The sequence below is a fragment of the Rossellomorea aquimaris genome (assembly GCF_000935355.1).
Classification (GTDB): Bacteria; Bacillota; Bacilli; order Bacillales; family Bacillaceae_B; genus Rossellomorea; species Rossellomorea aquimaris_B.
Map to the genome: position 1 here is coordinate 34,637 of NZ_JXZC01000003.1, position 21,788 is coordinate 56,424.

23 protein-coding genes are annotated in these 21,788 nt (G+C 44.3%); 19 read left to right on the plus strand and 4 right to left on the minus strand.

The features are described 5' to 3' along the window. Positions 1-191 precede the first annotated feature (191 nt). Together TV75_RS09670 and TV75_RS09675 are read left to right on the plus strand one after the other, a co-directional pair. Positions 192-1,043, plus strand: a complete 852-nt coding sequence (locus tag TV75_RS09670) for a YfkD famly protein (protein ID WP_044338560.1) — start codon at positions 192-194, stop codon at positions 1,041-1,043. 105 nt (positions 1,044-1,148) lie between these two features. Beyond that, entirely contained in the window at positions 1,149-1,334 is a 186-nt protein-coding gene (locus TV75_RS09675; protein ID WP_044338561.1) for a hypothetical protein, read from the plus strand. Between the two features lie 223 nt (positions 1,335-1,557). Here the strand turns inward: TV75_RS09675 and yfkAB are convergent, their stop codons facing one another. Further along, positions 1,558-2,685 carry a radical SAM/CxCxxxxC motif protein YfkAB gene (gene yfkAB / locus TV75_RS09680; RefSeq protein ID WP_044338562.1) on the minus strand — a complete coding sequence of 376 codons (1,128 nt, stop codon included), beginning with the start codon at positions 2,683-2,685 and terminating at the stop codon, positions 1,558-1,560. Positions 2,686-2,800: 115 nt separating this feature from the next. On the opposite strand from yfkAB, the gene TV75_RS09685 reads away from it, so the two are divergent. From TV75_RS09685 to TV75_RS09725, 8 genes are all read left to right on the plus strand, one after another. Next, entirely contained in the window at positions 2,801-2,983 is a 183-nt protein-coding gene (locus TV75_RS09685; protein WP_034761313.1) for an SE1561 family protein, read from the plus strand. Positions 2,984-3,148: 165 nt separating this feature from the next. Then, positions 3,149-3,595 (plus strand): GNAT family N-acetyltransferase, encoded by a 447-nt coding sequence (locus TV75_RS09690; protein WP_044338563.1) that lies wholly within the window; start codon positions 3,149-3,151, stop codon positions 3,593-3,595. An 84-nt stretch (positions 3,596-3,679) separates the two neighbouring features. Then, positions 3,680-5,236, plus strand: a complete 1,557-nt coding sequence (locus TV75_RS09695; RefSeq protein WP_044338564.1) for a fumarate hydratase — start codon at positions 3,680-3,682, stop codon at positions 5,234-5,236. A gap of 121 nt (positions 5,237-5,357) precedes the next feature. Next, complete coding sequence (locus TV75_RS09700) at positions 5,358-5,921, plus strand: DUF4825 domain-containing protein (RefSeq protein WP_044338565.1); 564 nt, start codon at positions 5,358-5,360, stop codon at positions 5,919-5,921. 260 nt (positions 5,922-6,181) lie between these two features. Further along, positions 6,182-6,958, plus strand: a complete 777-nt coding sequence (gene pdaA / locus TV75_RS09705; RefSeq protein ID WP_044338566.1) for a delta-lactam-biosynthetic de-N-acetylase — start codon at positions 6,182-6,184, stop codon at positions 6,956-6,958. Between the two features lie 551 nt (positions 6,959-7,509). Continuing rightward, complete coding sequence (locus TV75_RS09715; RefSeq protein ID WP_052504508.1) at positions 7,510-8,904, plus strand: glycosyltransferase family 2 protein; 1,395 nt, start codon at positions 7,510-7,512, stop codon at positions 8,902-8,904. Between the two features lie 53 nt (positions 8,905-8,957). Continuing rightward, positions 8,958-10,382, plus strand: coding sequence for a DUF1510 family protein (locus TV75_RS21175; protein ID WP_052504509.1), 1,425 nt, complete (start codon positions 8,958-8,960; stop codon positions 10,380-10,382). 103 nt (positions 10,383-10,485) lie between these two features. Then, on the plus strand, positions 10,486-10,674 hold the full coding sequence (locus TV75_RS09725) for a hypothetical protein (RefSeq protein ID WP_044338568.1): 189 nt from the start codon (positions 10,486-10,488) through the stop codon (positions 10,672-10,674). 73 nt (positions 10,675-10,747) lie between these two features. Here the strand turns inward: TV75_RS09725 and TV75_RS09730 are convergent, their stop codons facing one another. Beyond that, positions 10,748-11,191 (minus strand): DUF4362 domain-containing protein, encoded by a 444-nt coding sequence (locus TV75_RS09730; protein WP_156142381.1) that lies wholly within the window; start codon positions 11,189-11,191, stop codon positions 10,748-10,750. 155 nt (positions 11,192-11,346) lie between these two features. On the opposite strand from TV75_RS09730, the gene TV75_RS09735 reads away from it, so the two are divergent. Continuing rightward, positions 11,347-12,216: a DNA-3-methyladenine glycosylase family protein gene (locus TV75_RS09735; RefSeq protein WP_044338569.1), complete on the plus strand. Its 870-nt coding sequence runs from the start codon at positions 11,347-11,349 to the stop codon at positions 12,214-12,216. A 15-nt stretch (positions 12,217-12,231) separates the two neighbouring features. Continuing rightward, the gene (gene rlmD, locus TV75_RS09740; protein ID WP_044338570.1) at positions 12,232-13,629 is read left to right on the plus strand and encodes a 23S rRNA (uracil(1939)-C(5))-methyltransferase RlmD; all 1,398 of its coding nucleotides are present in this window, start codon (positions 12,232-12,234) and stop codon (positions 13,627-13,629) included. A gap of 60 nt (positions 13,630-13,689) precedes the next feature. Here the strand turns inward: rlmD and TV75_RS09745 are convergent, their stop codons facing one another. Next, positions 13,690-14,463, minus strand: a complete 774-nt coding sequence (locus TV75_RS09745) for a TerC family protein (RefSeq protein ID WP_044338946.1) — start codon at positions 14,461-14,463, stop codon at positions 13,690-13,692. A gap of 259 nt (positions 14,464-14,722) precedes the next feature. Between TV75_RS09745 and TV75_RS09750 the strand changes: the two genes are divergently transcribed. The 5 genes from TV75_RS09750 to TV75_RS09770 all read left to right on the plus strand — a co-directional run bounded on the left by TV75_RS09750 (position 14,723) and on the right by TV75_RS09770 (position 19,036). After that, positions 14,723-15,421, plus strand: a complete 699-nt coding sequence (locus TV75_RS09750) for a YetF domain-containing protein (RefSeq protein ID WP_052504511.1) — start codon at positions 14,723-14,725, stop codon at positions 15,419-15,421. 12 nt (positions 15,422-15,433) lie between these two features. Further along, complete coding sequence (locus TV75_RS09755) at positions 15,434-16,147, plus strand: YetF domain-containing protein (RefSeq protein ID WP_044338571.1); 714 nt, start codon at positions 15,434-15,436, stop codon at positions 16,145-16,147. Between the two features lie 326 nt (positions 16,148-16,473). After that, positions 16,474-18,105 carry a ribosomal protection-like ABC-F family protein gene (abc-f, locus tag TV75_RS09760; RefSeq protein ID WP_044338572.1) on the plus strand — a complete coding sequence of 544 codons (1,632 nt, stop codon included), beginning with the start codon at positions 16,474-16,476 and terminating at the stop codon, positions 18,103-18,105. Between the two features lie 207 nt (positions 18,106-18,312). Next, the gene (locus TV75_RS09765) at positions 18,313-18,576 is read left to right on the plus strand and encodes a hypothetical protein (protein WP_044338573.1); all 264 of its coding nucleotides are present in this window, start codon (positions 18,313-18,315) and stop codon (positions 18,574-18,576) included. Positions 18,577-18,709: 133 nt separating this feature from the next. After that, complete coding sequence (locus TV75_RS09770) at positions 18,710-19,036, plus strand: YnfA family protein (protein WP_044338948.1); 327 nt, start codon at positions 18,710-18,712, stop codon at positions 19,034-19,036. A 68-nt stretch (positions 19,037-19,104) separates the two neighbouring features. On the opposite strand, the gene TV75_RS09775 is transcribed toward TV75_RS09770, so the two are convergent. Continuing rightward, positions 19,105-19,296 carry a hypothetical protein gene (locus TV75_RS09775; RefSeq protein ID WP_044338574.1) on the minus strand — a complete coding sequence of 64 codons (192 nt, stop codon included), beginning with the start codon at positions 19,294-19,296 and terminating at the stop codon, positions 19,105-19,107. A gap of 654 nt (positions 19,297-19,950) precedes the next feature. Here TV75_RS09775 and TV75_RS09785 point away from each other — a divergent pair. Together TV75_RS09785 and TV75_RS09790 are read left to right on the plus strand one after the other, a co-directional pair. After that, positions 19,951-21,072, plus strand: coding sequence for an NADH-dependent flavin oxidoreductase (locus tag TV75_RS09785; RefSeq protein ID WP_044338576.1), 1,122 nt, complete (start codon positions 19,951-19,953; stop codon positions 21,070-21,072). A gap of 248 nt (positions 21,073-21,320) precedes the next feature. Continuing rightward, positions 21,321-21,749, plus strand: coding sequence for a DUF6526 family protein (locus tag TV75_RS09790; protein ID WP_044338577.1), 429 nt, complete (start codon positions 21,321-21,323; stop codon positions 21,747-21,749). Positions 21,750-21,788 lie beyond the last annotated feature (39 nt).

The following is a 21,788-nucleotide window of genomic DNA, read 5'->3' on the forward strand; positions in this document are numbered from 1 at the left end:
ACTCCGCTGCTTTTTTAGGGAATGTAGGAATGATTGAAAACGGTCAGTATGCCCGACTGTTTTCTTTTCAATCATAGTATAAATTAATATTTGAATTTTGTAAATATTCTTTCAAATAAAGTTTTTGGGATAAGCTATTTCAACTAGGAAAAACTAACGGCAAACCCTAAAGCTTGAAAGGAGTTAATTTTATGAAAATCATGCGCACTGTCCTTATGATCATTCTCGTATTTTTTGTTGCAACAACTGGTATCCATGCTGAAAATAGCCCTAAAAAAGCAGATGACAAAGCACCGAAAACAACGGAGAAAGCTCCGCAAGCAAGTGAAGATACCAGTGTGAAGGTCCCGAATTCGGTTTTAAATATCGCCAAGGAAAATACGTATCCCAATTCTACACAGGATCAACCGTATCTTCAACCGAGCGAATGGTCTCAGGAATTAATTGAAACATCTAATGTCAAAATTGAAAATCCGAACCTGATTCGCATTCTTAACGAATCCACGATGAATAAAGCACCGACGATTGGATTACGTGCAACCATCTATTTAGGTGAATGGCCATTAAATTATGCCTCAACGGAGACTTCTCCAAATTGGGAGTATCAGAAGGTCAACACGAACTATTTCGATAATCGTGGCGGAAAATCCAACTATCAAATTCATTACGTTCAAGAAGCACAAAAAGTTGTGAAGGGCGGGCTCACGGCAAAAGTTCCGCATGCAGAAGATGTGGAGAAAATGATGCTCATCAAAGCCATGGATAAATCCAAACTGCCACTCGCATTCCAAACCATCGTTGGAGCAGGAACGAAGAAGGATCAGGTGTACAATATTTCACCGAAACGACTTGGTTACCTATACGCCTATGCACCGGCGATTAATGAAAAAGGAAAAGTAACCTACGGTGAAGTGTTCCTTGTGATGAAGGGTACAAAACGCTCCATCGTCGTGAAAAACGTAACTTCCCAAGGAGTCGGAGCGTTTATTCCCATCCAGGATCACGTACATTTCGGCTTCATGGCAAGCGAAACACCTAGATAAATGTTTGAAGAAGAGTGAAGTGGGGTAAACCTTAATTTCACTCTTTTATTATTTTCTTTGATATGTTATAATAATTAGAATATTCAGAATTGAAGGAGGGATATCATGGAGTATCTACTTATTTTTGGTGGGATCCTGATTGCGTACACGGCAATGAGAATTTGGTTCGGAGCGAAAAGGGCTAAAGTATATGCCGAAAGCCTCAAAAATCAAAACTATAACTCAATGGACCCAGTACTACAGAAGATTGATCAACCCGTGAAAGAAAATAACCGCGGCCCAATCGGATAAAAGCACACCGGATGAATGTCCGTTGTGCTTTCTTTTTTTTGTTTGGAGAGGGACGGACCTTGGGTTTGGGAATGTGATATTTAGGGACGGACCTTGTGCTGGGGAAGAAGGGCTATTTTAGTGGCATGTTTGAAATGGGTATTTGGTGTAATGATAAGAAATCAGATCCCGGTTTTCATAAAAAAGCCCAAATCCATAATAGATTTGAGCTTTTACACTGTTTTTATCGGGAAATCTTCGCTTCACGCTTCGAAAAGTCAACATCTTCATAGTACATAGACTTCACCAGGACGTTCGGTCCAAGGCAGCGGGCCATAGGGCAGTGACAGTTCAACTCTTTCGCAAGAGGCTGTTCTTTCCACTTTTCAAAAATGGCAGGAAGCGCATCCTTTGTTATATTTCCAAGTGGTGGTGTGTCGCCGAAGTCAGTGACGATGACATCACCGGTGAAAATATTGACGTTTAGGCGGGAACGGCCGTCGGGATCATTACGGACGCTGACATTTTTAGCGGCATAGAGTTCCGTCAGAAAATTCAAGTCTTCTTGTGAAGAGCTGCATGGATAAAATGGCAGTGTTCCAAACAGCATCCACACATTTTCATCACGATAGGACAGAATATTTCTGATTGCTTGCCTGGTTTCTTCCAATGAAAGAGTTTCAAGGCTTGACGCGAAATCCGACGGGTACATTGGGTGAATTTCGTGACGGCCACACTTCATTTCGTCTACTACCTGACGATGGATTTTCTCCAGGTAGGGCAGGGTGTTTTTATTCAACATGGTTTCGGCCGATACGAGCACTCCCCGCTCAGATAGGGCGCGGCTGTTTTCAATCATGCGGTCAAAGAGTTTACGGCGCTGCTCCCTCGTTGGCTTCCGTTCCATATTGGCAAAGCCGACATCGATGAACTCATCAATCGTTCCCCAGTTATGTGAGATGTGCAGGACATCCAGGTAAGGGGCAATCAATAAATACCGGTCCAGATCCAGAGTCAGATTGGAGTTGATTTGGGTATGTACGCCTCTCGCATGTGCATACTTGAGTAAGGGCATTACATAATTTTCAACGGATTTCTTGGACATCATCGGCTCTCCGCCGGTAATACTAAGGGAACGAAGTGTTTTAATATCGTCGAGCTTCTCGAGAATCATTTCAATGGGAAGGGCGCTTGGATCCTTCGGCGAGAGGGTATAACCGACGGCGCAATGTTCACATCTCATGTTACAGAGCGTTGTGGTAGTGAATTCTATATTGGAAAGCGTGATATCACCATGCTGATCCACATCTAAGTAAGCCTCCCAAGGATCATGGTCAATCGACATTTTCTTGGAGAGAAGGTCAGTTTTCATTCGTAAAAGCTCCTTTATGTTTAAGTCACCTATTCATTATTGAGAAACGCCCAGCCCTTGTCAATCCGAAAGTTATTGGTTACCATAGTAAACGTATTGAAAGGAGAGAGAACTCTTGGGTAAAGCTATCAACGATAAAGACTCACAAGTGAGCTATTTAAAACAGCGCCTTAACCTATTCGTCGACGTTCTGGACTCAATCGATCCCGAACAAGCTGACATTGACGATATCGATCGCCTGATCGCCATGATCGATGATATAGAAGTGAAATGCGAGCAATTTAAGAAAAGTGAGTAGGAGTCCTGGATGGGGCTCTTATTTTTTTGAGGGACGGACCTTCCTTGGAAGGTCCGTCCCTCCATCTTATGCAGTCAATAAGACAAGCATGCACAAGCAGGAAATCTCCGCTTAAACGTCAAACTTTAATAAAAACATCCATTGTTAAAGGAGCGACTCATCCCCATGATCATCACACCCATCGAAAAACACCAATGCGAGCAGGCCAAAGACGTGATCCTGTCCGGCTTCCTTGAACGGTTCGGCTTCATCGATCACACCTTGAATCCCGATATTCATGACATATCCGTAGAGTATGACGGCACGCAGCATCATTTTTTTGTAGGAAAAGAGGGCGACGACATCATCTGTACAGGAGCGATTCGAAAAGAATCAGACGAGACGTATCAGATTGTAAGAATGTCAGTCCAATCCTCATACAGGAAACGCGGTCTCGGCCGCATCATGCTTAAATTTCTGGAAGAAAAAGCTTATTCTCTCGGTGCACGCACACTCATTCTCGAAACCAACAAGCACTGGGCGGATGCGATTCGATTTTACCAAAAGAACGGATATATCCATAAGGAAGAAGATGAGGTTTCCTGTTATTTCGAGAAGGAAATTCCATTGTGAAATCCCTTTCAATCTTAATCTTATAGGAGTATAATGATGTATGAAAATTAAGACTGTTTTTGAGATCTTTAGAGGGGGAGAACGATGAATAAAGAGACATTACAGCAAAGTATGTACGATTTGATTGTGGAAACTTCCACGAACCTGCCAAAGGATGTACGACGTGCGATCCGCTCGGCGAAAGCCCGTGAGAACGCTGGAACACGAGCGGCGATGAGTCTGGACACGATTTCAAATAACGTAAAGATGGCGGATGACAATGTATCACCGATTTGTCAGGATACAGGACTTCCGACTTTTAAAATAAAAACACCCGTCGGCGTGAATCAGCTTGAAATCAAAGAAGCGATCTATGCTGCCATGGTACAGGCGACGAAGGACGGGAAGCTTCGTCCAAACTCCGTTGATTCATTGACTGGGGCAAACTCTGGAGACAATCTTGGCTTAGGGACTCCGGTCATCAAGTTTGAGCAGTGGGAAAAGGATTATATCGATGCACGCCTGATCTTAAAGGGCGGCGGTTGTGAAAATAAAAACATTCAGTACAGCCTTCCGTGTGAGCTAGAAGGACTGGGCCGTGCCGGACGTGATCTGGACGGAATCCGTAAATGCGTGATGCATTCTGTTTATCAGGCACAGGGACAAGGCTGCAGCGCCGGATTCATCGGAGTTGGAATCGGTGGGGACCGTTCTTCGGGCTATGATCTGGCAAAAGAACAACTATTCCGTTCCGTTGATGATGTGAATGCGAATGAAGATCTTCGCAAGTTAGAAGAGTATGTAATGGAAAATGCAAATGAGCTTGGAATCGGAACCATGGGATTCGGCGGTGAAACGACGCTTCTTGGGTGTAAGGTTGGAGTGATGAACCGTATTCCTGCAAGCTTCTTCGTATCCGTTGCGTATAACTGCTGGGCATTCCGTCGCTTAGGTGTGAAGCTTGATGTGAATTCAGGTGCGATCGACGAATGGTTCTACCAGGAAGGCGAAAAGATCGACTTGACGCAAGGTTCTGAAGCTGAGCTTGAAACGGCAGCAGCTTCATCCGGTGAACAGCCAAACGTTGTGGTACTTCAAGCTCCGATCACGGAAGAGAAAATCCGTGAGCTGAAAGTGGGAGACGTGGTTCAAATCAACGGCCGCATGTACACTGGACGTGACGCGATACACAAACACTTGAGTGAGAATGATGCGCCAGTGGATCTTGATGGACAAGTCATCTATCACTGTGGTCCGGTCATGCTGAAGGACGATGAAGGGAACTGGCACGTGAAAGCTGCCGGTCCGACGACATCGATTCGTGAGGAGCCTTATCAAGGGGATATCATGAAGAGATTCGGCATCCGCGCCGTCATCGGGAAAGGCGGAATGGGTCCGAAAACACTTGCTGCCCTGAAAGATCATGGCGGTGTTTACCTGAATGCAATCGGTGGAGCGGCGCAGTACTACGCAGATTGTATCAAGGGCGTAGACGGTGTGGATCTGATGCAGTTCGGTATTCCTGAAGCCATGTGGCACCTGAATGTGGAAGGCTTCACGGCCGTTGTGACTATGGATTCCCATGGTAACAGCCTTCATGAAGAAGTGGATAAATCGTCATTGGAAAAATTAGCTCAGTTTAAAGATCCTGTTTTTAAATAAATGAAAAGGGACCACCTCGTTATGATGCGGGGTGGTTTTTCTATTGGGTATTTATGTTAAAATATGAAACCATAAAGACATGGTTTTCGTATTACATACAAACAGGATCTGGAGGGCTACGATGATTTTCAATAAATTAGTGAGCATGTTGTTTCTTTCCTTGATGATGTTCTTAACAGGATGTGCAAGCACTGGTGAAAAGTCGAATATCACTTCAATAGAAGATGTGAACGTTGATACGTTAAAAGAAAACAGCGGAACCTATGTCGGGGATAACTCCAAGGTCAGTGCGATCCTTCAGGAATTGCCCGGTGGAGAAACCATTCAGGAAATCGATCTTTCAGGAGAAATGGTGAAGGTGACCTATGGAAAAGAAGGGAGCCTTTCTCAAAATGACGTGGATGAATTTTGGTTTGATGGTAACCATGCCGATAAGAAGAACTTTTATTACAACGCCATCTACCTGACCCTTCTCGTTCCGAATGCCCAAGAATATCACTTTCAAATAGACGAATCCTTGGTATCCGTCTCAAGGGACAAAATGGTCAAGAACCTCCAAGATGAATTTGAAGAATTCCCAACGGGAGAGGCCATCTGGGACAAAAAAGCCGTATCTGAATTTATCGATGAACATAACGGAAAACTAACAGAAATGGCAACGAAGTATCAGACGTTTTTTGAGTAGAGGGACGGACCTTTAGAGCGGATTTGTTCACAATTTTTGCGCAAAAAAGTAATGGAAGTTATGCGAAAACTGTTAATAGTAAGTTTTGATGATGCCGCAACAAACATTATAAAGTGCCGCACTAAGCCGTATTAACCACCAAGAAGGCGATACCAAGAGAAAATCCATATATTACATCCATTTATGGATACTTTTAGTACACATGAATCCTCCACGTTCTCAAAAACTAAGGGAAACGGATGTGAAAGAAGGGTTCAATATTGCGAAATACACTAAAAGTGTTACTTATAGCTTCAATCTTAGTATTGCTCATTCCAGCACAAGCCTATGCAGTTTCAAATAACCCGATTGGCTGGGGATTCAAGAAGAGCCAGAATGAAGTCCCTGCAGAAGCAGGTGCCCAGCATGATCAACTCCTTGATAAATATGATGCGTTTTACAAGGGATCACCGGATAAAAAAATCCTGTATCTGACCTTTGATAACGGATATGAAAATGGCTACACAGGGCAGATCCTCGATGTGTTGAAAAAGGAAAAAGTACCAGCCACCTTCTTTGTGACGGGTCACTACTTACTTAGCGCTGAAGACCTTGTCAAGCGAATGGTGAAAGAAGGGCATATCGTCGGGAACCATTCCTGGCATCACCCGGACTTTACGGCAAGCTCCGATCAGAAAATCCGGGAAGAGCTTCAAAAAGTAAAAGTGAAAACAAAGGAACTGACCGGACAAAAAGAAATGAAATATTTGCGGCCGCCAAGAGGTGTATTCTCTGAACGCACGCTGCAAATTGCGAAAGAAGAAGGGTACACCCACGTTTTCTGGTCCCTCGCCTTCATCGATTGGAAAACCGATCAGCAAAGAGGCTGGCAATACTCCTATGACAACATCATGGCCCAGGCCCATCCAGGTGCCATCATCCTTCTGCACTCCGTCTCCAAAGACAACGCAGACGCCATGGAAAAAGCGATAAAAGACCTCAAAAAAAGAGGCTACACCTTCAAAAGCCTGGATGAGCATCCAATGATGAAAAAATAGGAGGGACGGACCTTCATTCCTAGTACCTGGTACTAGGAATTGAGGTCCGTCCCTCAGTACTCTGACAAAGGACATGCTCAATTTTCCTTACAAGGCTGCTTTTGATGTATGATGGAAACCCTATCATTAAAGCATTGTGAGTACGAAGTAACATATGCACACCTAATCACAGAAAGAATAGGAAATGAAAACAGCTTCAACCTTCAATATTTCCCCTAATACAGTATTTGATTCCAATTCTAAAGAATGAAGTAATGAGAAATGCCTACGGTCAGTGGGTGAAAAGGAAAAGCTTACCTTGATTTATACAGTTTGTACTAGGTATGGGGAGTATTTTTTTTAGATCATTCTACTGTATTGGTTCAACTCCATAGTGTGCTATCATTTTAATAATGATACATATTCGTCCTCCTTTTAGGAGGGCGTTTTCTTTTTTATTAAAGGGTGAGAATGTACGTGTATGTGAATCCTGGCATACTTTTTTTATAAGTTCCCGATCGTTGTCTGTTGGGAAATCAGACTGCATTTTGGGTAAAGGAGGAGTGTTTTTTTTGGAAATAGCCATCATCGTGTTTTTCTTTTTAAGTGTGACGTTCCCGGTGCTGCATTTATATCATTGTCTACCATTGTTCCGTGATCCCGATGAAAGGTCGAGGCGAAACCCTGCTCTGAAAAAGTGGATGATCGATCATGGGCATGAAGATGAAAAGGGAATGAGCATTTTGATTCCCTGTTATAACGAAACGGGTATTATCGACACCTCCATTGAGAGCATGAAATCAATGCCTTATTCTCAGATGGAGGTTGTGTATATAAATGATGGTTCAACGGATGATACAATGGTTTACTTGAATGAACGGCTCAAGTTGAATTCATGTTCCATTGAACCAATCGGTAAGTTGTCTTATGAAAAAGTCAAAGGGGTTTACCAATCGGAGCTTTATCCTGATTTCTATGTGGTTGATAAGGAGAACGGGGGAAAAGCGGACGCCTTGAATGCCGGTATCGAATACGCGAGCCATGACATCATCATCACATTGGATGCTGATACGATTTTGGCCGATGAAGCATTATCGGCTGTCAATGATGCGTTCGAAGATAAGAATGTCGTTGCGGCAGGCGGTATGGTACACGTTTTGCAGGCAAAGACGAATGAAGAATCGAACCGTTTATCTTTAAAACATACAAATATGCTATTGAGGGTGCAAGTGCTGGATTTCCTTAAAGCCTTTTATATTTCAAAACTATCCCTTGTACGCTTCAGAGCTTTAGCCGTCATATCCGGGGCATTCGGCATTTTCAGGAAGCAAGCGTTACTCGATGTAGAGGGTTATCGCAAGACAATAGGAGAGGATATCGACATCACCCTCCGTATCCATAGACTAATCGCAAAGCATAAAAACTTAAGGATCAAGTTCATTTCCGATGCAGTCGGGTACACCGAACTTCCAGAAACATGGAGGGACTTAACCAAGCAGCGGTTACGCTGGCAAAAAGCCTATATCGACTGCATCATTCATTTCAGTTCCTTCTTTGGAAAAACGTTATTTACGAAAACCGTTTCTTTCTTTTATATATTTGAAGCGTTTCTGATCGGCACACTTGCTTCTTATATCATGACAGGAATCGTGATCTACAATATGATCTACGACCCTCAGAATACGTATGTGGATTATCTGTTTTTTTATTTGTTTTGGATATTCTTATTTGGTTTCATGTATGACGTGGTCGCGATCCGCCAAGGGAAGCGGTACGGTTTCACCTTCTCTATAAAGGATCATTTCCGCCTGTTTTTTGCGATCCTATTTGATATTTTCATCTACCGATTTGTCACGATGTATTTTGTCATGTATGGAAGTATCTCCTATTTCTTCAACAAAAAATGGAACAAGGTGTCCCGGACAGGACGGAATTATCATCAGGAAGGCTCTAAACCCGCGGCATAGTCCCAGGCGCTTTTGGAGCCTTGGTGAGCAGGCTTAAGTGTGGAGGACAGATAATGGGTAAAAAATTTCTGCTATTCAGTTTAACCTCTGTGACAGTATTGATTCTGGGGGTAATCAGCTTTACATTTCAATTTGTCACGTCGATCGGAGCCAGCATGGACGAAGAGGTCGACAGGAAAACCTCCTTTGAGGAACATGTGGAAACAGTCGACTTGAAGGGTGGGGACCCGATCTCGATTCTCTTGATGGGAGTCGATACGAGACCGGGGGAAGAGGGCGGTCGAGCCGATACCATGGTTCTCTTAACGATCAATCCCGATTCCGAATCGATGCATATGGTCAGTATCCCCCGTGATACGTATGCCCATATAGAAGGCGGATTGAACAAAATCAACAGTGCTTATCAAGTAGGAGGGCCGGAGGAGACCATCCATTCTGTTGAGAACCTCCTGGATGTTCCCGTGGATTATTTTTTACAAATAAACATGGAGGGCTTTGAAGGCATCATTGAAGCGTTTGGCGGGGTGAAAGTCAACAATGATTTAGAGTTCACTGACAAACATGTCCACTTCCCGGAAGGTCAGATTCGATTGGATGGTAAAGAGGCATTGATCTATGCCAGAATGAGAAAGAAGGACCCACGGGGAGACTTTGGCCGTCAAATACGCCAGCGCCAAGTCATTGAAGCTCTGATGCAAAAAGGGGAGAATATATCCTCAATCACGAAATTCGGTGAAGTCGTCAAGGTCCTTGAAAAAAACGTCAAAACAAACATGTCCCTGATCGAGATGTGGAATATTCAATCCAATTATAAGGGTGCTAGGGAAAACATCATGGAACACAAAATCGACGGAAAAGACAAAACCATGGAGGGTACGTACTATTACATGCCCGACAAGGAAAAGCTCCATGACATTTCTGATCAGCTTAAAAAGCACATGGAACTTGAAAGTGATCCAAAACTGTCAGAAGAGAATCCAAAAACAAACGGCTCGGATGATAAGTCCGAGCAGGTCAAGAAAGAAAACGAGAAGACCTTGAAGCCAGATGAGGGGTCACACGGAACGCAAAAAGAAATTCCAAGTGATGCCGCCAAGGAAGAGTCGGATAAACATAAAGAAAAGAAAGATTCTGATGGGACGACCATCCAGAATAGCGACGAACCGAACGTCGATAAAGTCATCACGAAAGATTGGCAGGCAGTACCTACCCATCAGCAAAGCCATACAAGAGTCACCTTGGATGAAGGTACCCTTGATTGGGAGGAGATGAAGACCGCCATATCAATAGGCGCTGATTTATCAAAAGAGGATATGATTCTCTGGTGGGTGGAAAGTGATCGTACTGATCGTGCCATTGCTACTGTGACGAATAAAGCACAAACAGAAACGTACCGGGTTTACGTATCATGGCTGGACGGGGCAGGTTATGCACCGACCAAAGTAGAAGTGCTGCATGTCAATGATCAAAAGCAGTGAAGCATTGTACGGAACTTTAGAGCAAGCATTCCAAAAAAAAGGGGGACATGTCCCTCTTTTTTTGGTTAATAGAATGAAAAGAATATAGAGGAGAGGCTTATTGATGGAAAACACAGTCATACTAACAGCAGTCATAATCGTATTGGCAGGTATCATTTTTGGGCTGCTATTATTCATAAAGAAGAAAACGAGGACGTACGAAGAGCGAATGATAGAATTTGAAACGGAAGCCCTTGCCAGTTTAAATAGGGTGGAACATAATCTTACTTTTAAAAGAGAGCAAAAAGGGTGAGATCCTTCTTAGTAAAGTAGGGTCTCAGCCTTTCCTTGTTCAGCCGGGAAGGAAGGTCCGTCCCTCCGAATAATCAATACCAAAGCACACTAACGTCGACATCATTCTTGTTACAGTCAGACAGGTTAAACATATTGTTTGCCATCGTTCCATCTTCGACATGCTCTATCTTCTTGCATGTCATTTCTACGTTTTCACCGTTGCCATATGTATCGCGACGGGAATCGCGTACTGAATGAATCAGTGTTCCATCAAACGCCAGGTCATGCAGGATTGGATCGCCTTCTTCCGTGTAGCTGACAATTCGGACACGATCCTCAACGCCATTTTTCACATTATCGTAAAACTCTTCAAAACGATTGAGATTCTGTACATCGCCGTGTGTATTTACAACATCTGTCTCCACAGGCTCATAATCCGCCACTTCCTTACCCAAACCAACCTCAACCTGATCTCCACGCTCATCACAGCCAGCGACCAGCACAAGGAGCAAACCAGCCATCATCAACCTCTTCACCCAATCATCCCTTTCAGAGATCCATGAGGGACGGACCTCTACTTTTAGAGGTCCGTCCCTCTCTCCTGATGTATTAGACGAACGACAACGTTGAAGTGTTACACTCCCGTTATGCTATAATACACATACAAGTTTTGTGCGGAAGGATGAGGACGATGGTGATAAGGAATGTTAAGATTGAAGGTCCGTATGATTTCGACAGGGTACTGGAGCGGCTGGCGCTGGACCCGTTGAATGCGGTAGATCAGGAAGATCGTAGTGTGAAGGTTCCGTACTATCTCCCGGATGGGAACGGCGAGGTCATCAAGGTTCAGGCGACAGGCACCACGGACAAGCCTGAGTTCAGCATCACCTTTGAAAATGAAGAGGACCTTGAAGTGAAGGAGAACCGGATCTCGGACATTTTTCAGTGGCACACCGGTCTTCATGAGATGCATGAACATTTCCTGCAGACCGACCTGAAGCCGATTTTCGAAGAGCATATCGGCACACCCATCATCCTGGAGTTCGACCCGTTTGCCACAATCGTCAAAAGCATCATCCACCAGCAGCTGAACCTGAAATTCGCTTTCACCCTGACCCATCGCTTTGTCACCAAATATGGCTGGCAAAAAGACGGAGTGTGGTTCTATCCATCACCGGAAAAAGTATCGGGTCTTACGGTGGAAGAACTGCGGGAGCTGCAATTCAGTCAGCGGAAAGCGGAGTATGTGATCGGGATCGGACAAAAGGTCTCTGACGGAGTACTGGACCTGGAAGAATTGGCCCGTCAGTCAGACGAAGAAGTCATCAAGGAACTCACCAAAATCCGCGGCATCGGTCCTTGGACTGCCCAAAGCTTCCTGTTATTCGGGCTTGGCCGACCGAATCTCTTTCCGAAAGCGGATATCGGCATCCAAAACGCCATTAAGCTCCTTTTCGGGATGGATCAGAAACCGACCATGGACGAACTGGACAAATTCAGCTCGGACTGGCATCCTTATCTAAGCTATGCATCCTTGTATTTATGGAGAAGTATCGAATAGAACGGACGTGAACCAATGAAAAAGCAATACGCAAAAAAACAGCACAATGAAGTGAAAATCGAGTTGAAACAACAGTTTCCTCTGACCATAAAAAAAATCGGTATCAATGGTGAAGGAGTCGGCTTCTTTAAACGAAAGATCGTCTTCGTACCGGGTGCTCTGACGGGAGAAGAAGTAGTCGTCGAGGTAACCAAGGTCCACCCGAAATTCACCGAAGCCCGCATCAAAAAGATCCGGAAGAAGTCACCACAGCGCACCAAAGCTCCCTGCCCGGTCTATGAGCAGTGCGGAGGCTGTCAGCTTCAGCACTTGTCATACGAAGGGCAGCTGGACGCGAAACGGGATATCCTGCTTCAATCACTCGAGCGTCATACGAAGCTCAAATTAGAAGACCTGGACATCCGTCCGACAATCGGGATGGACAACCCATGGCACTACCGGAACAAAAGTCAATTCCAAGTGGGAACCCAGAACGGGAAAGCTATCGCAGGTCTCTATAGCATGAATTCCAACAAGCTCATCGACATCGATGAGTGTATCGTACAGCACCCGCTTACGAATAAAGTCACAACCGAAATCAAACGCATCATCAACGACTTCAACATACCTGTATTTGATGACAAAAAGAAAAAGCCGATTCTGAAAACGATCGTCACCCGTGTCGGCTTTGAAACAGGTGAAGTACAAGTCGTACTCGTAACGACGGAGAAGAAAATTCCCCGCAAGGAATTGCTGATTTCGGAAATCCAGAAACGTCTTCCGGAAGTTGTTTCGATTGCCCAAAACATCAATCCAAAGAAAACGGCACTCGTATTCGGAGACGAAACGATCCACCTTTCAGGTAAAGAAAGCATCGAAGAACGCCTGGAAGAGTTCACCTACGAGTTATCCGCCCGTGCTTTCTTCCAGCTCAACCCGATCCAGACGAGCAAGCTGTATAATGAAGCGAAAAAAGCAGCCGGCCTTACAGGTGAAGAAAAAGTGGTCGATGCCTATTGTGGAGTCGGAACAATCGGGTTATGGCTTGCTGACGGAGCAAAAGAAATCCGAGGAATGGATGTCATCAAGGAAGGGATCGATGACGCAAAGAAGAATGCGAAGAAATTCGGAGTCGATCACGCCGAGTACTTTGTCGGGGGTGCGGAAACGCTCATGCCTCATTGGAAAAATGAAGGCTGGCGTCCGGATGTCGTGGTAGTCGATCCTCCTAGAACAGGTTGCGATGACAAACTGCTTGATACACTAAAAGAAGTAAAGCCTAAAACATTCGTGTATGTATCCTGTAACCCTTCCACTCTTGCGAAGGATATTGATTATTTGAAGAAGCACTATCGCGTGGAGTATTTGCAGCCTGTGGATATGTTTCCTCAGACCGCACACGTGGAAGTTGTGGCGAAGCTGGTCCTAAAATAATGAAAACGGAAAAATCCCTGTGAACCCTCACAGGGATTTTTCTTATTGAATACTCGTTGATCAGCCATTGCTATGCTGAGATTGCTTATTCCCAGGTGCAAACCACCCAAATAAAGCAATCCCCACAAGAACACCATAGAAAGTGAGCGTCCAACCAGTACTGTGAGGAAAATCATGATCGAGCAAGCCGATATCCTCATGTGCCAGTGTAATGACCGCTAACTTCACCCCGACCCAGGCGACGATCGCATAGGCGGTCGTTTCTAAAGCAGGGCGCTTTTCCAGCAGCTGCACGAACCAGGTTGCCGCATATTTAATCAAAATCAGCCCGGCGATTCCTCCAAGGACAACCACGATAAATTGTCCACCATCCATCCCGCCGAAATCCCCCAGTGGAGAATCGGGCAGGCCAAGTGCAAGGGCTACGGCAGCGAGGATCGAATCTATTGCAAAGGCAAGGTCAGCCAAAGCGATTTTCCCGACAGTCGGCCAAAAGCCTTTCCCTTTAGCTTCTTCTTCTGTGTCTTCCCGGATATTTTCGTTTTCTTTCCCGAAACGTGCTTTGATGACATGCTTTAAGCCCAGGTAAAGAAGGTAGGCTGCTCCGATCGCCTGGATCTGCCAGACGTTCGCGATAAAAGATATCGCGAAAAGGGCAACGAAGCGGAAGGCGAAGGCCAGAAAGATTCCGTATTTGATGGCCCTTTTCTTTTCATCGTCAGGCAGATGTTTGGCAATGACGGCGAGGACAAGGGCGTTATCTGCTGATAATAAGCCTTCAAGGCCGATCAGGATCAGTAATGTCCATCCGTATTCTAACCAGATTGATTCCAAACGTAAAACTCCTTCCTTAGTGAGTATGCAAACCCGATACGGGGCATTCTTTTTGAAGATAAGTCCACCATTTTTAGCTTCCCACTTATTTTGCATCTGATACTTTAATGACAACAGATTTTTCGATACCCCATTTGAGGGGAATGTCACTTGAAGGTAATGGTAGTCAGGTCGCAGGTATTCTTTAAAGAGTTGAATCAAATACTAGTAACCATCCCCTATTGATTAATCATCTTGGGAATATAAGGAGGTGAGTATCTTGGAGTGGAAAAGTATACTTTTTGAAGCGGAAGACCTTAATTATCTGGAATTATTTCTACGTACCACCATCTTGTATTTTGTCCTGTTTTTAGCAGATAAATCGTTGGGTTTTCGGCAGCCAGGTATTGTCACACCTTATAATTTCCTGGTGGGTGCAGGTATTAGTCACATCGCCGCTTCCCGAATGGTGCAGCCTGCGTCACAGCCTATTGATGCGATTGCGATCATATTTGTTTATATCCTGATCATCTTATTGATTTCTTATAGTTACATAAAGTTATCACCAAACATTGCCTCAAAAAGGCAGATTGTCCTTGTGAAAAAGGGGAAAGTGGATAAAGGGAATTTGAGGAAATCCATGCTTACCCTCGATAATTTGTTATCTATTGTAAGAAAGAAGAATGTCTTTGATCTGCAAAATGTCGATTACGTTATTTCAGAGCCGAACGGAGATTTCAGTGTGGCAAAAAATAGCCATTCTTTACCGGTCACGAAATCCACTATGAATATTCCAATGACCACGAAAGAACTCACTAAAATTTTGATTTATGATGGTAAGGTTGATAGAAAAATAATGAAGGAGAAACACCTGAATATAGACTGGGTATACCTTCAGTTAAAAGAACAGAATGTAACGGATATTGAAGATGTCAATCTTGGTCTTATAACTGAACAGAATGAATTATTCATTCATTAGGGGGGACATCCATTGCCTGATGTATTTGGAGTAATCGAGGAAATTTCATTAGGGGGATATTTAATCAGAACCCTGATTGTCGGTGTTGTTGGGTTCTTTGTGGGTAGATTGGTTTCAAGGCGGGCTATAAGTCAAATGACCACATATGATTTTGCCCTCATTTGGATACTGGGTGCCATTACGGTATCTCCCTTGTTGGATGGAAAGGTATCATTCACATATATGCTGGTTCCGTTGTTGACTTTATTCTTTTGGCATATCGTGTTCAGCCTGATTTCATTGAAAAATAGAAGGTTCGGCTTTTTCTTTAATGGGAAGCCAGCCATCCTGATCGATAATGGAAGGGTTGTCCTGAAGAATCTAAGGAGGCAATTTATCAATGTCGAGCTGCTCCTATCTGAACTCCGGGTGAACGATGTCTTCGATGTAAGTCAGGTCAAATATGCCATCTTAGAGCCTAATGGGTTTATTTCCGTTATGAAATACGATCGGGAATCCCATGTCACACCGAAGGACATGAATCTACCTGTAAGTGCAACCGAGATTCCACTCGTCGTCATAAATGAAGGTCATATCGTGCATGAGAACTTAAATAAGCTTCAAGTAGGCGAAGGATGGCTAATGAGTCAGTTGACGAAAGAAAACATTACAGATATCAATGATGTTTTTTTGGGTACTATGAATAAATCGAAGAAAATGTATGTATTAAAGAATGACGAAAAATAACGATTTGTTTCCCTTTTCAATACAGGTATGGGAACTGGTATTGAGGGAGCTCAAATTCCTTTTGTCATCACGGGCCATTCCGTGGTATAGTTAATTTACTAATTATGACAGGAGTGATGGGTGGACGATGAAGAACTAATCTTATTTTCGCGACGTTTGAAATTCCATATTTCAAATCAACCAAAATAGGATTAGTCTGCCCATTTTTATAAAGTGACCTGAGCTGTGGAAACAGCTTTCTTTGCGCGCATTACAGGTACGGCTAATCCTTCCAGAGAAATGGGGAGGATTTTTTTGTTCTCCCTTTGATGAGAGGGGAAGATCGTATGAGAGAATTAATGAAATTAGTGAATATAAGTTATGAAATCATGGATCAGAATATTTTTGAGGGCGTAAAAGCGAGTGTGCAGGAAGGGGATGTCATCGGGATCATCGGGCAGAATGGTGCGGGTAAATCGACACTGCTGCAATTGATTCACGGGGATTTAGTACCTTCCGAAGGCACAATCCAATGGTTGCAACAGGACTTGATCATCGGCATGGTCGAGCAGGAAACCGAATCCTATTCCCTTGATGGCACGACACCTTACGAATCCAGGTTACTGGAAAAATGGCAGGTTCCGGACCATGATTTTAGGCTTTTGAGCGGCGGTGAAAAGCTGAAAGCGAGGCTTGCAAAAGGTTTTGGGAAAAACGCAGACCTCCTACTAATGGATGAACCTACGAATCACCTGGATCACGGGAGCATGGAGTTCCTGACGAAACAGATCAACGAGTATAAAGGGACGATCATTCTCGTGTCCCATGACCGGTATTTTTTGGATGAATCTGTAACAAAGATATGGTCGATCGAAGGCAGAAAGCTCATGGAGCATAGAGGGAATTATTCAAGCTACATGGAGGCACGGAAACAGAAGCGGCTGACCCAGCAGCGTGAATATGAAAAGCAGCAGAAGATGGTGGAGCGGATCGAAAGCCAGATCAGCGAGCTCAATTCCTGGTCACAAAAAGCGCATGCCCAGTCCACGAAACAGGAAGGATACAAAGAATACTACCGGGTAAAAGCAAAGCGGACGGACAGCCAGGTGAAATCGAAGCAGAAGCGTCTTGAGAAAGAGCTTGAGAGGACAAAGGTGGAAGCGGTTGAGGAAGAACATACTGTACGGTTTTCCCTTCAGACCACCCATAAGACAGGAAAGAGGTTCCTGGAAGTGAAGGATCTGACGAAAGTGTTTGACGGACGAATCCTATTCAGAAACGCCAATTTCACGATCCAGCATGGAGAAAAGGTGTCGATCATCGGACCGAATGGCAGCGGGAAGACGACATTGATAAAGGTGATCATGGGGCAGGAGACCGCAGACGGTGATGTATGGGTTTCACCATCTGCCCAGATCGGCTATCTGACGCAGGAAGTGTTCGACCTTCCTCTTGACGAAACGCCCGAACAGCTTTTCCACAAGGAAACATTCGAGGAAAGAGGGAGAGTCCAGACGCTCATGAAGCACTTGGGATTCCAGACGGCCCACTGGAGGGAGCCGATCAGAAATATGAGTATGGGGGAGCGTGTGAAGTGCAAGTTGATGAAGTATATTTTAGAAGAAAAAGATGTGCTGATCCTGGATGAGCCGACGAATCATCTCGATTTGGCATCGCGTGAACAGCTTGAGGATACCCTCGCGCACTACAGTGGAACATTGATCGTCGTGTCCCATGACCGGTATTTTCTTGAGAAAACGACGAGTACCAATCTTGTGATCGAGAACGGCGGGATTCATAAATGGCTGAATGAAAGTGCTCCAGAACGGGATGAGCACGAGGAATTGAGGCTGAAGCTCGAGACGGAGAGACAGGATGTGTTGGGGAGGCTCAGTTTTATGATGCCGGGTGATAAAGAGTATGCTGAATTAGATAGGAAATTCATAGAGCTTACGAAGGCGATAAATGGGTTGAAGTGATAATTCTTGTGAAAATGAATAGGACCGAGTTTGATGACAGGCTCGGTTTACTAATTGATTGAAATGCGAAGTTGTACAATCCATCATTCAATTTTGTAAAGTGGTTCAATCATTTCAGTCGTCAATTACACCGCAACTCTAAGGCTCTGCATGTTGTTCCTTGTATTGGGGATAAACTAACGTATACCTACAATGAGGAGTGAGATTATGTTCTTGCAAGGGACAATTATTGCAGGAGAATTTGATTCATCTACCAATGAATTCTCTATACAGAAAGTAAAGGATTTCGATACAGAGTCGGTCCTCAAAAAGAATCAGATCGATACGATCTATCACTATTTGAAAAGCCATCAGCACGAAGGAGACGGGCAAATTATTACTTTGAATGATCAAATGCCTGTACGCTTATCCCAGATTGAAATGAATCAATTAATTAGTGATGTAGAGAAGGTGCTTTCCATGTATCACTGAATAGGATGGTTGTGTACAGGGGCAGAAACTACACGAGTTTGAATTGACTCCTAAAGGGGCGATTGCACTTCAACAATACAGGTAAAAGGTGTTAAAGTTATATGTAACAATAGAATTCTGGGAAGTGACGGATATCCTTTATGCAACGATTTTATTTATATGTGCAGGTATAGCTGAAATTGGTGGCGGGTACCTTATATGGCTTTGGTTAAGAGAGGGAAAGCCTGCTTATCTAGGGTTATTAGGAGGGCTCGCTTTAGCTTTATATGGTGTCATTGCCACGTTTCAAACCTTTCCTTCGTTCGGCAGGGTGTATGCAGCTTATGGCGGAGTCTTTATTGTCCTCTCTGTTTTATGGGGATGGGGAATTGATAAAGAAACACCTGATTTATATGATTGGGTTGGTGCCGGTATTTGCTTGATCGGGGTATCGGTCATGCTATTTGCACCCCGGCAATGATGAACAAATCCCATGGGAAAAGGCTCAGAGTTTTATTCTGAGCCTTTTTCCATATTGCGGGGTTCCGATCAATTACCACCCGTATACCATTTGTGCTGATTGGATCCTGCGCGGCATTCCGTGTTATATCCCTCGCTCTTATGGGTGTCGTAGCAATCACCTTTGAGGTAGCCTTGGGAAAAGTATTTGTCTTTGATCATGCCTCCGATTGCTACCGCAGCCATGAAAGAGATGGGAATCAGGACGAATAGCCAAACCATTTTAAAAACCTCCATTTCGACTGATTTAAAAAGAAGATGATTAAATGGGACATGGGACCTGTCCCAACTACCTTCCGCCAGTCCAGCCTTTCAAATGATTGGACTGCCCCTGGCAATAAGCGTTATACCCATCACCCTTGTGCGTATCATAGCAATCACCTTTGAGGTAGCCCTGGGAAAAGTAAGTCTCTTTGATGCTGCCCACGATTAAGACTCCAACCATGAAAGAAAACGGAATCAGGACAAAAAGCCAAACCATTTTGGAAAACCTCCTTTTTAGGTAAAAGCAGGTGAACATCATCCTGTAGGTGTAGCTTCTGCTACCATCTTACCATTAAGTATATGGAAAAATATAGATAATATTTCTGTGTGGAAGTGGCGGGGCTCATTATGGGTTGCCACTCCTTATTTTGTTACGGCAAGCAAGGGTTATTTATGAATGGGTACCAGGTACAAAAAGGTTGAATTGTACCTGGTAAAAAAAGACAGTTTGTACCAGGTACAGATGATCAGATTGGCAGTTGGAAGGGATTGCAGTCAATTGTTTGAGATTTACAGGAATCAACCACCGCACATTCCACAAGCAGATTAATGGTCAAACCATCTTTATATCTACTATGATATCCCTTGAACAACAAGAAGGAGGCAAAACCCATGAACAAAAAGTATGAAGATTTATTTACCCCATATAGATTCAAAAATGGAATTGAGCTTAAAAACCGCATCATCATGGCACCGATGACGAACTTTTCATCAGATGAAAAAGGAAATGTAACGGATGCAGAGGTAGACTATTATGCCCGCCGTTCGAAGGGTGTCAGCATGGTTGTCACGGCTTGTACGTATGTGACACCGAACGGTAAAGGATTCCCTGGTGAATTTGCCGGTGACACGGATGACATGATCCCAAGTCTTGAGCGACTGGCGGGAGCAATCAAAGATCAGGGTGCAAAGGCGATATTGCAGATTTTCCATGGCGGGGTGCAATGTCCTCCTGACCTGGTTCCGGATGGGGACGTCGTCAGTGCGAGTGACGTGATGGGAGACAATCAAGAGAAGAAAGCAAGAGCGTTAACGGAGGCTGAAGTCGAGGAAATCATTGAAGCTTTCGGGGAAACGACCCGCCGTGCCATCGAGGCTGGTTATGACGGCGTCGAGATTCACGGGGCGAACGGTTATTTGATCCATCAGTTCTTTTCTCCCATGACGAATCAGCGTGAGGACCGTTTTGGAGGCAGCTTGGAGAAACGGATGACATTCCCGATGGCAATCGTGGATAAGGTGAAGAGTGTGGTCGATGAGCATGCGAAACATCCATTCATCGTCGGCTACCGTTTTTCACCTGAAGAGCCTGAGGAGAATGGCTTCTCCATGGGGGATACCCTTACCCTGGTGGACGCATTGGCGGATAAAGACCTTGATTATCTGCATGTGTCCCTATTCGATTTCTTCTCGAAGCCAAGAAGAGGCGTAGAGGATGTAGAGAAAACGAGAATGGATCACCTTCTTGAAACAATTGCTGATCGTACTCCACTGATCGGTGTAGGCTCCATTTACTCTGCCGCAGATGCCCGTAAAGCATTTGATACAGGGGTTCCTCTATTGGCACTGGGACGCGGTCTCATCATCGATCCCGATTGGGTACAGAAGCTTGCTGACGGCAGGGAAGATGAAATTGTGACGGAGATCGATAAGGAAAAGCAGAAGGAGTTAGTGGTGCCGGATCCTTTATGGAATGCCATCATCAATACGCCAGGGTGGTTCCCGGGAGTATAAGGCCACGGGTTTAATGAAGGAATCCTAAAGGCAACTGTCTTAAGTGGCAGTTGCCTTTTCTGATGACAAAGAATACATTTTTTCATTTAATGAGTGCTCGCAGAGGTCCCATGCTGCACGAGCCATTCATAACCACACACATCTCAGAATATGATTTCTAAGTGTTCTATTACGAGTGGGACACTAAACCTGTCCCCCTGTCCCGCACATCTGGTATATAATGAATCTATAAACCTTTGGAGGTACATATGAAACAGCAAAATTATGAGAATCACAGTAAGATCGATCCGTTGTATCATTATGGGATTTCACTTTTATCGATTGTGACGTTGATTTTATCCATTACGTTTTTCGTGAAGAATGTGGGGACTGAGCCGCTGCTTAGTTTCATTGTGCTGTTTGCTTCGATTACGTTCCTATTTATAGCCGTGAAGCTGCGATTATATGCACTCCAGCTTCAGGACCGGATCATTCGAAATGAAGAAAATTTCCGTTATTTTCGCTTAACGGGGAATCAGTTAGACCCTAGACTTTCTGTGAAGCAGGTGATCGCACTACGGTTCGCACCTGATGAAGAATTTCCGGGATTAGTGGAACGGGCGCGCTCAGAGGATCTATCAGCCAAAGACATAAAAAAAGCCGTACAGAATTGGCGTGCAGATCATCACCGCGTATAAACATCTAAAGAACGGACCGCTCACTCATGGGCGGTTCCA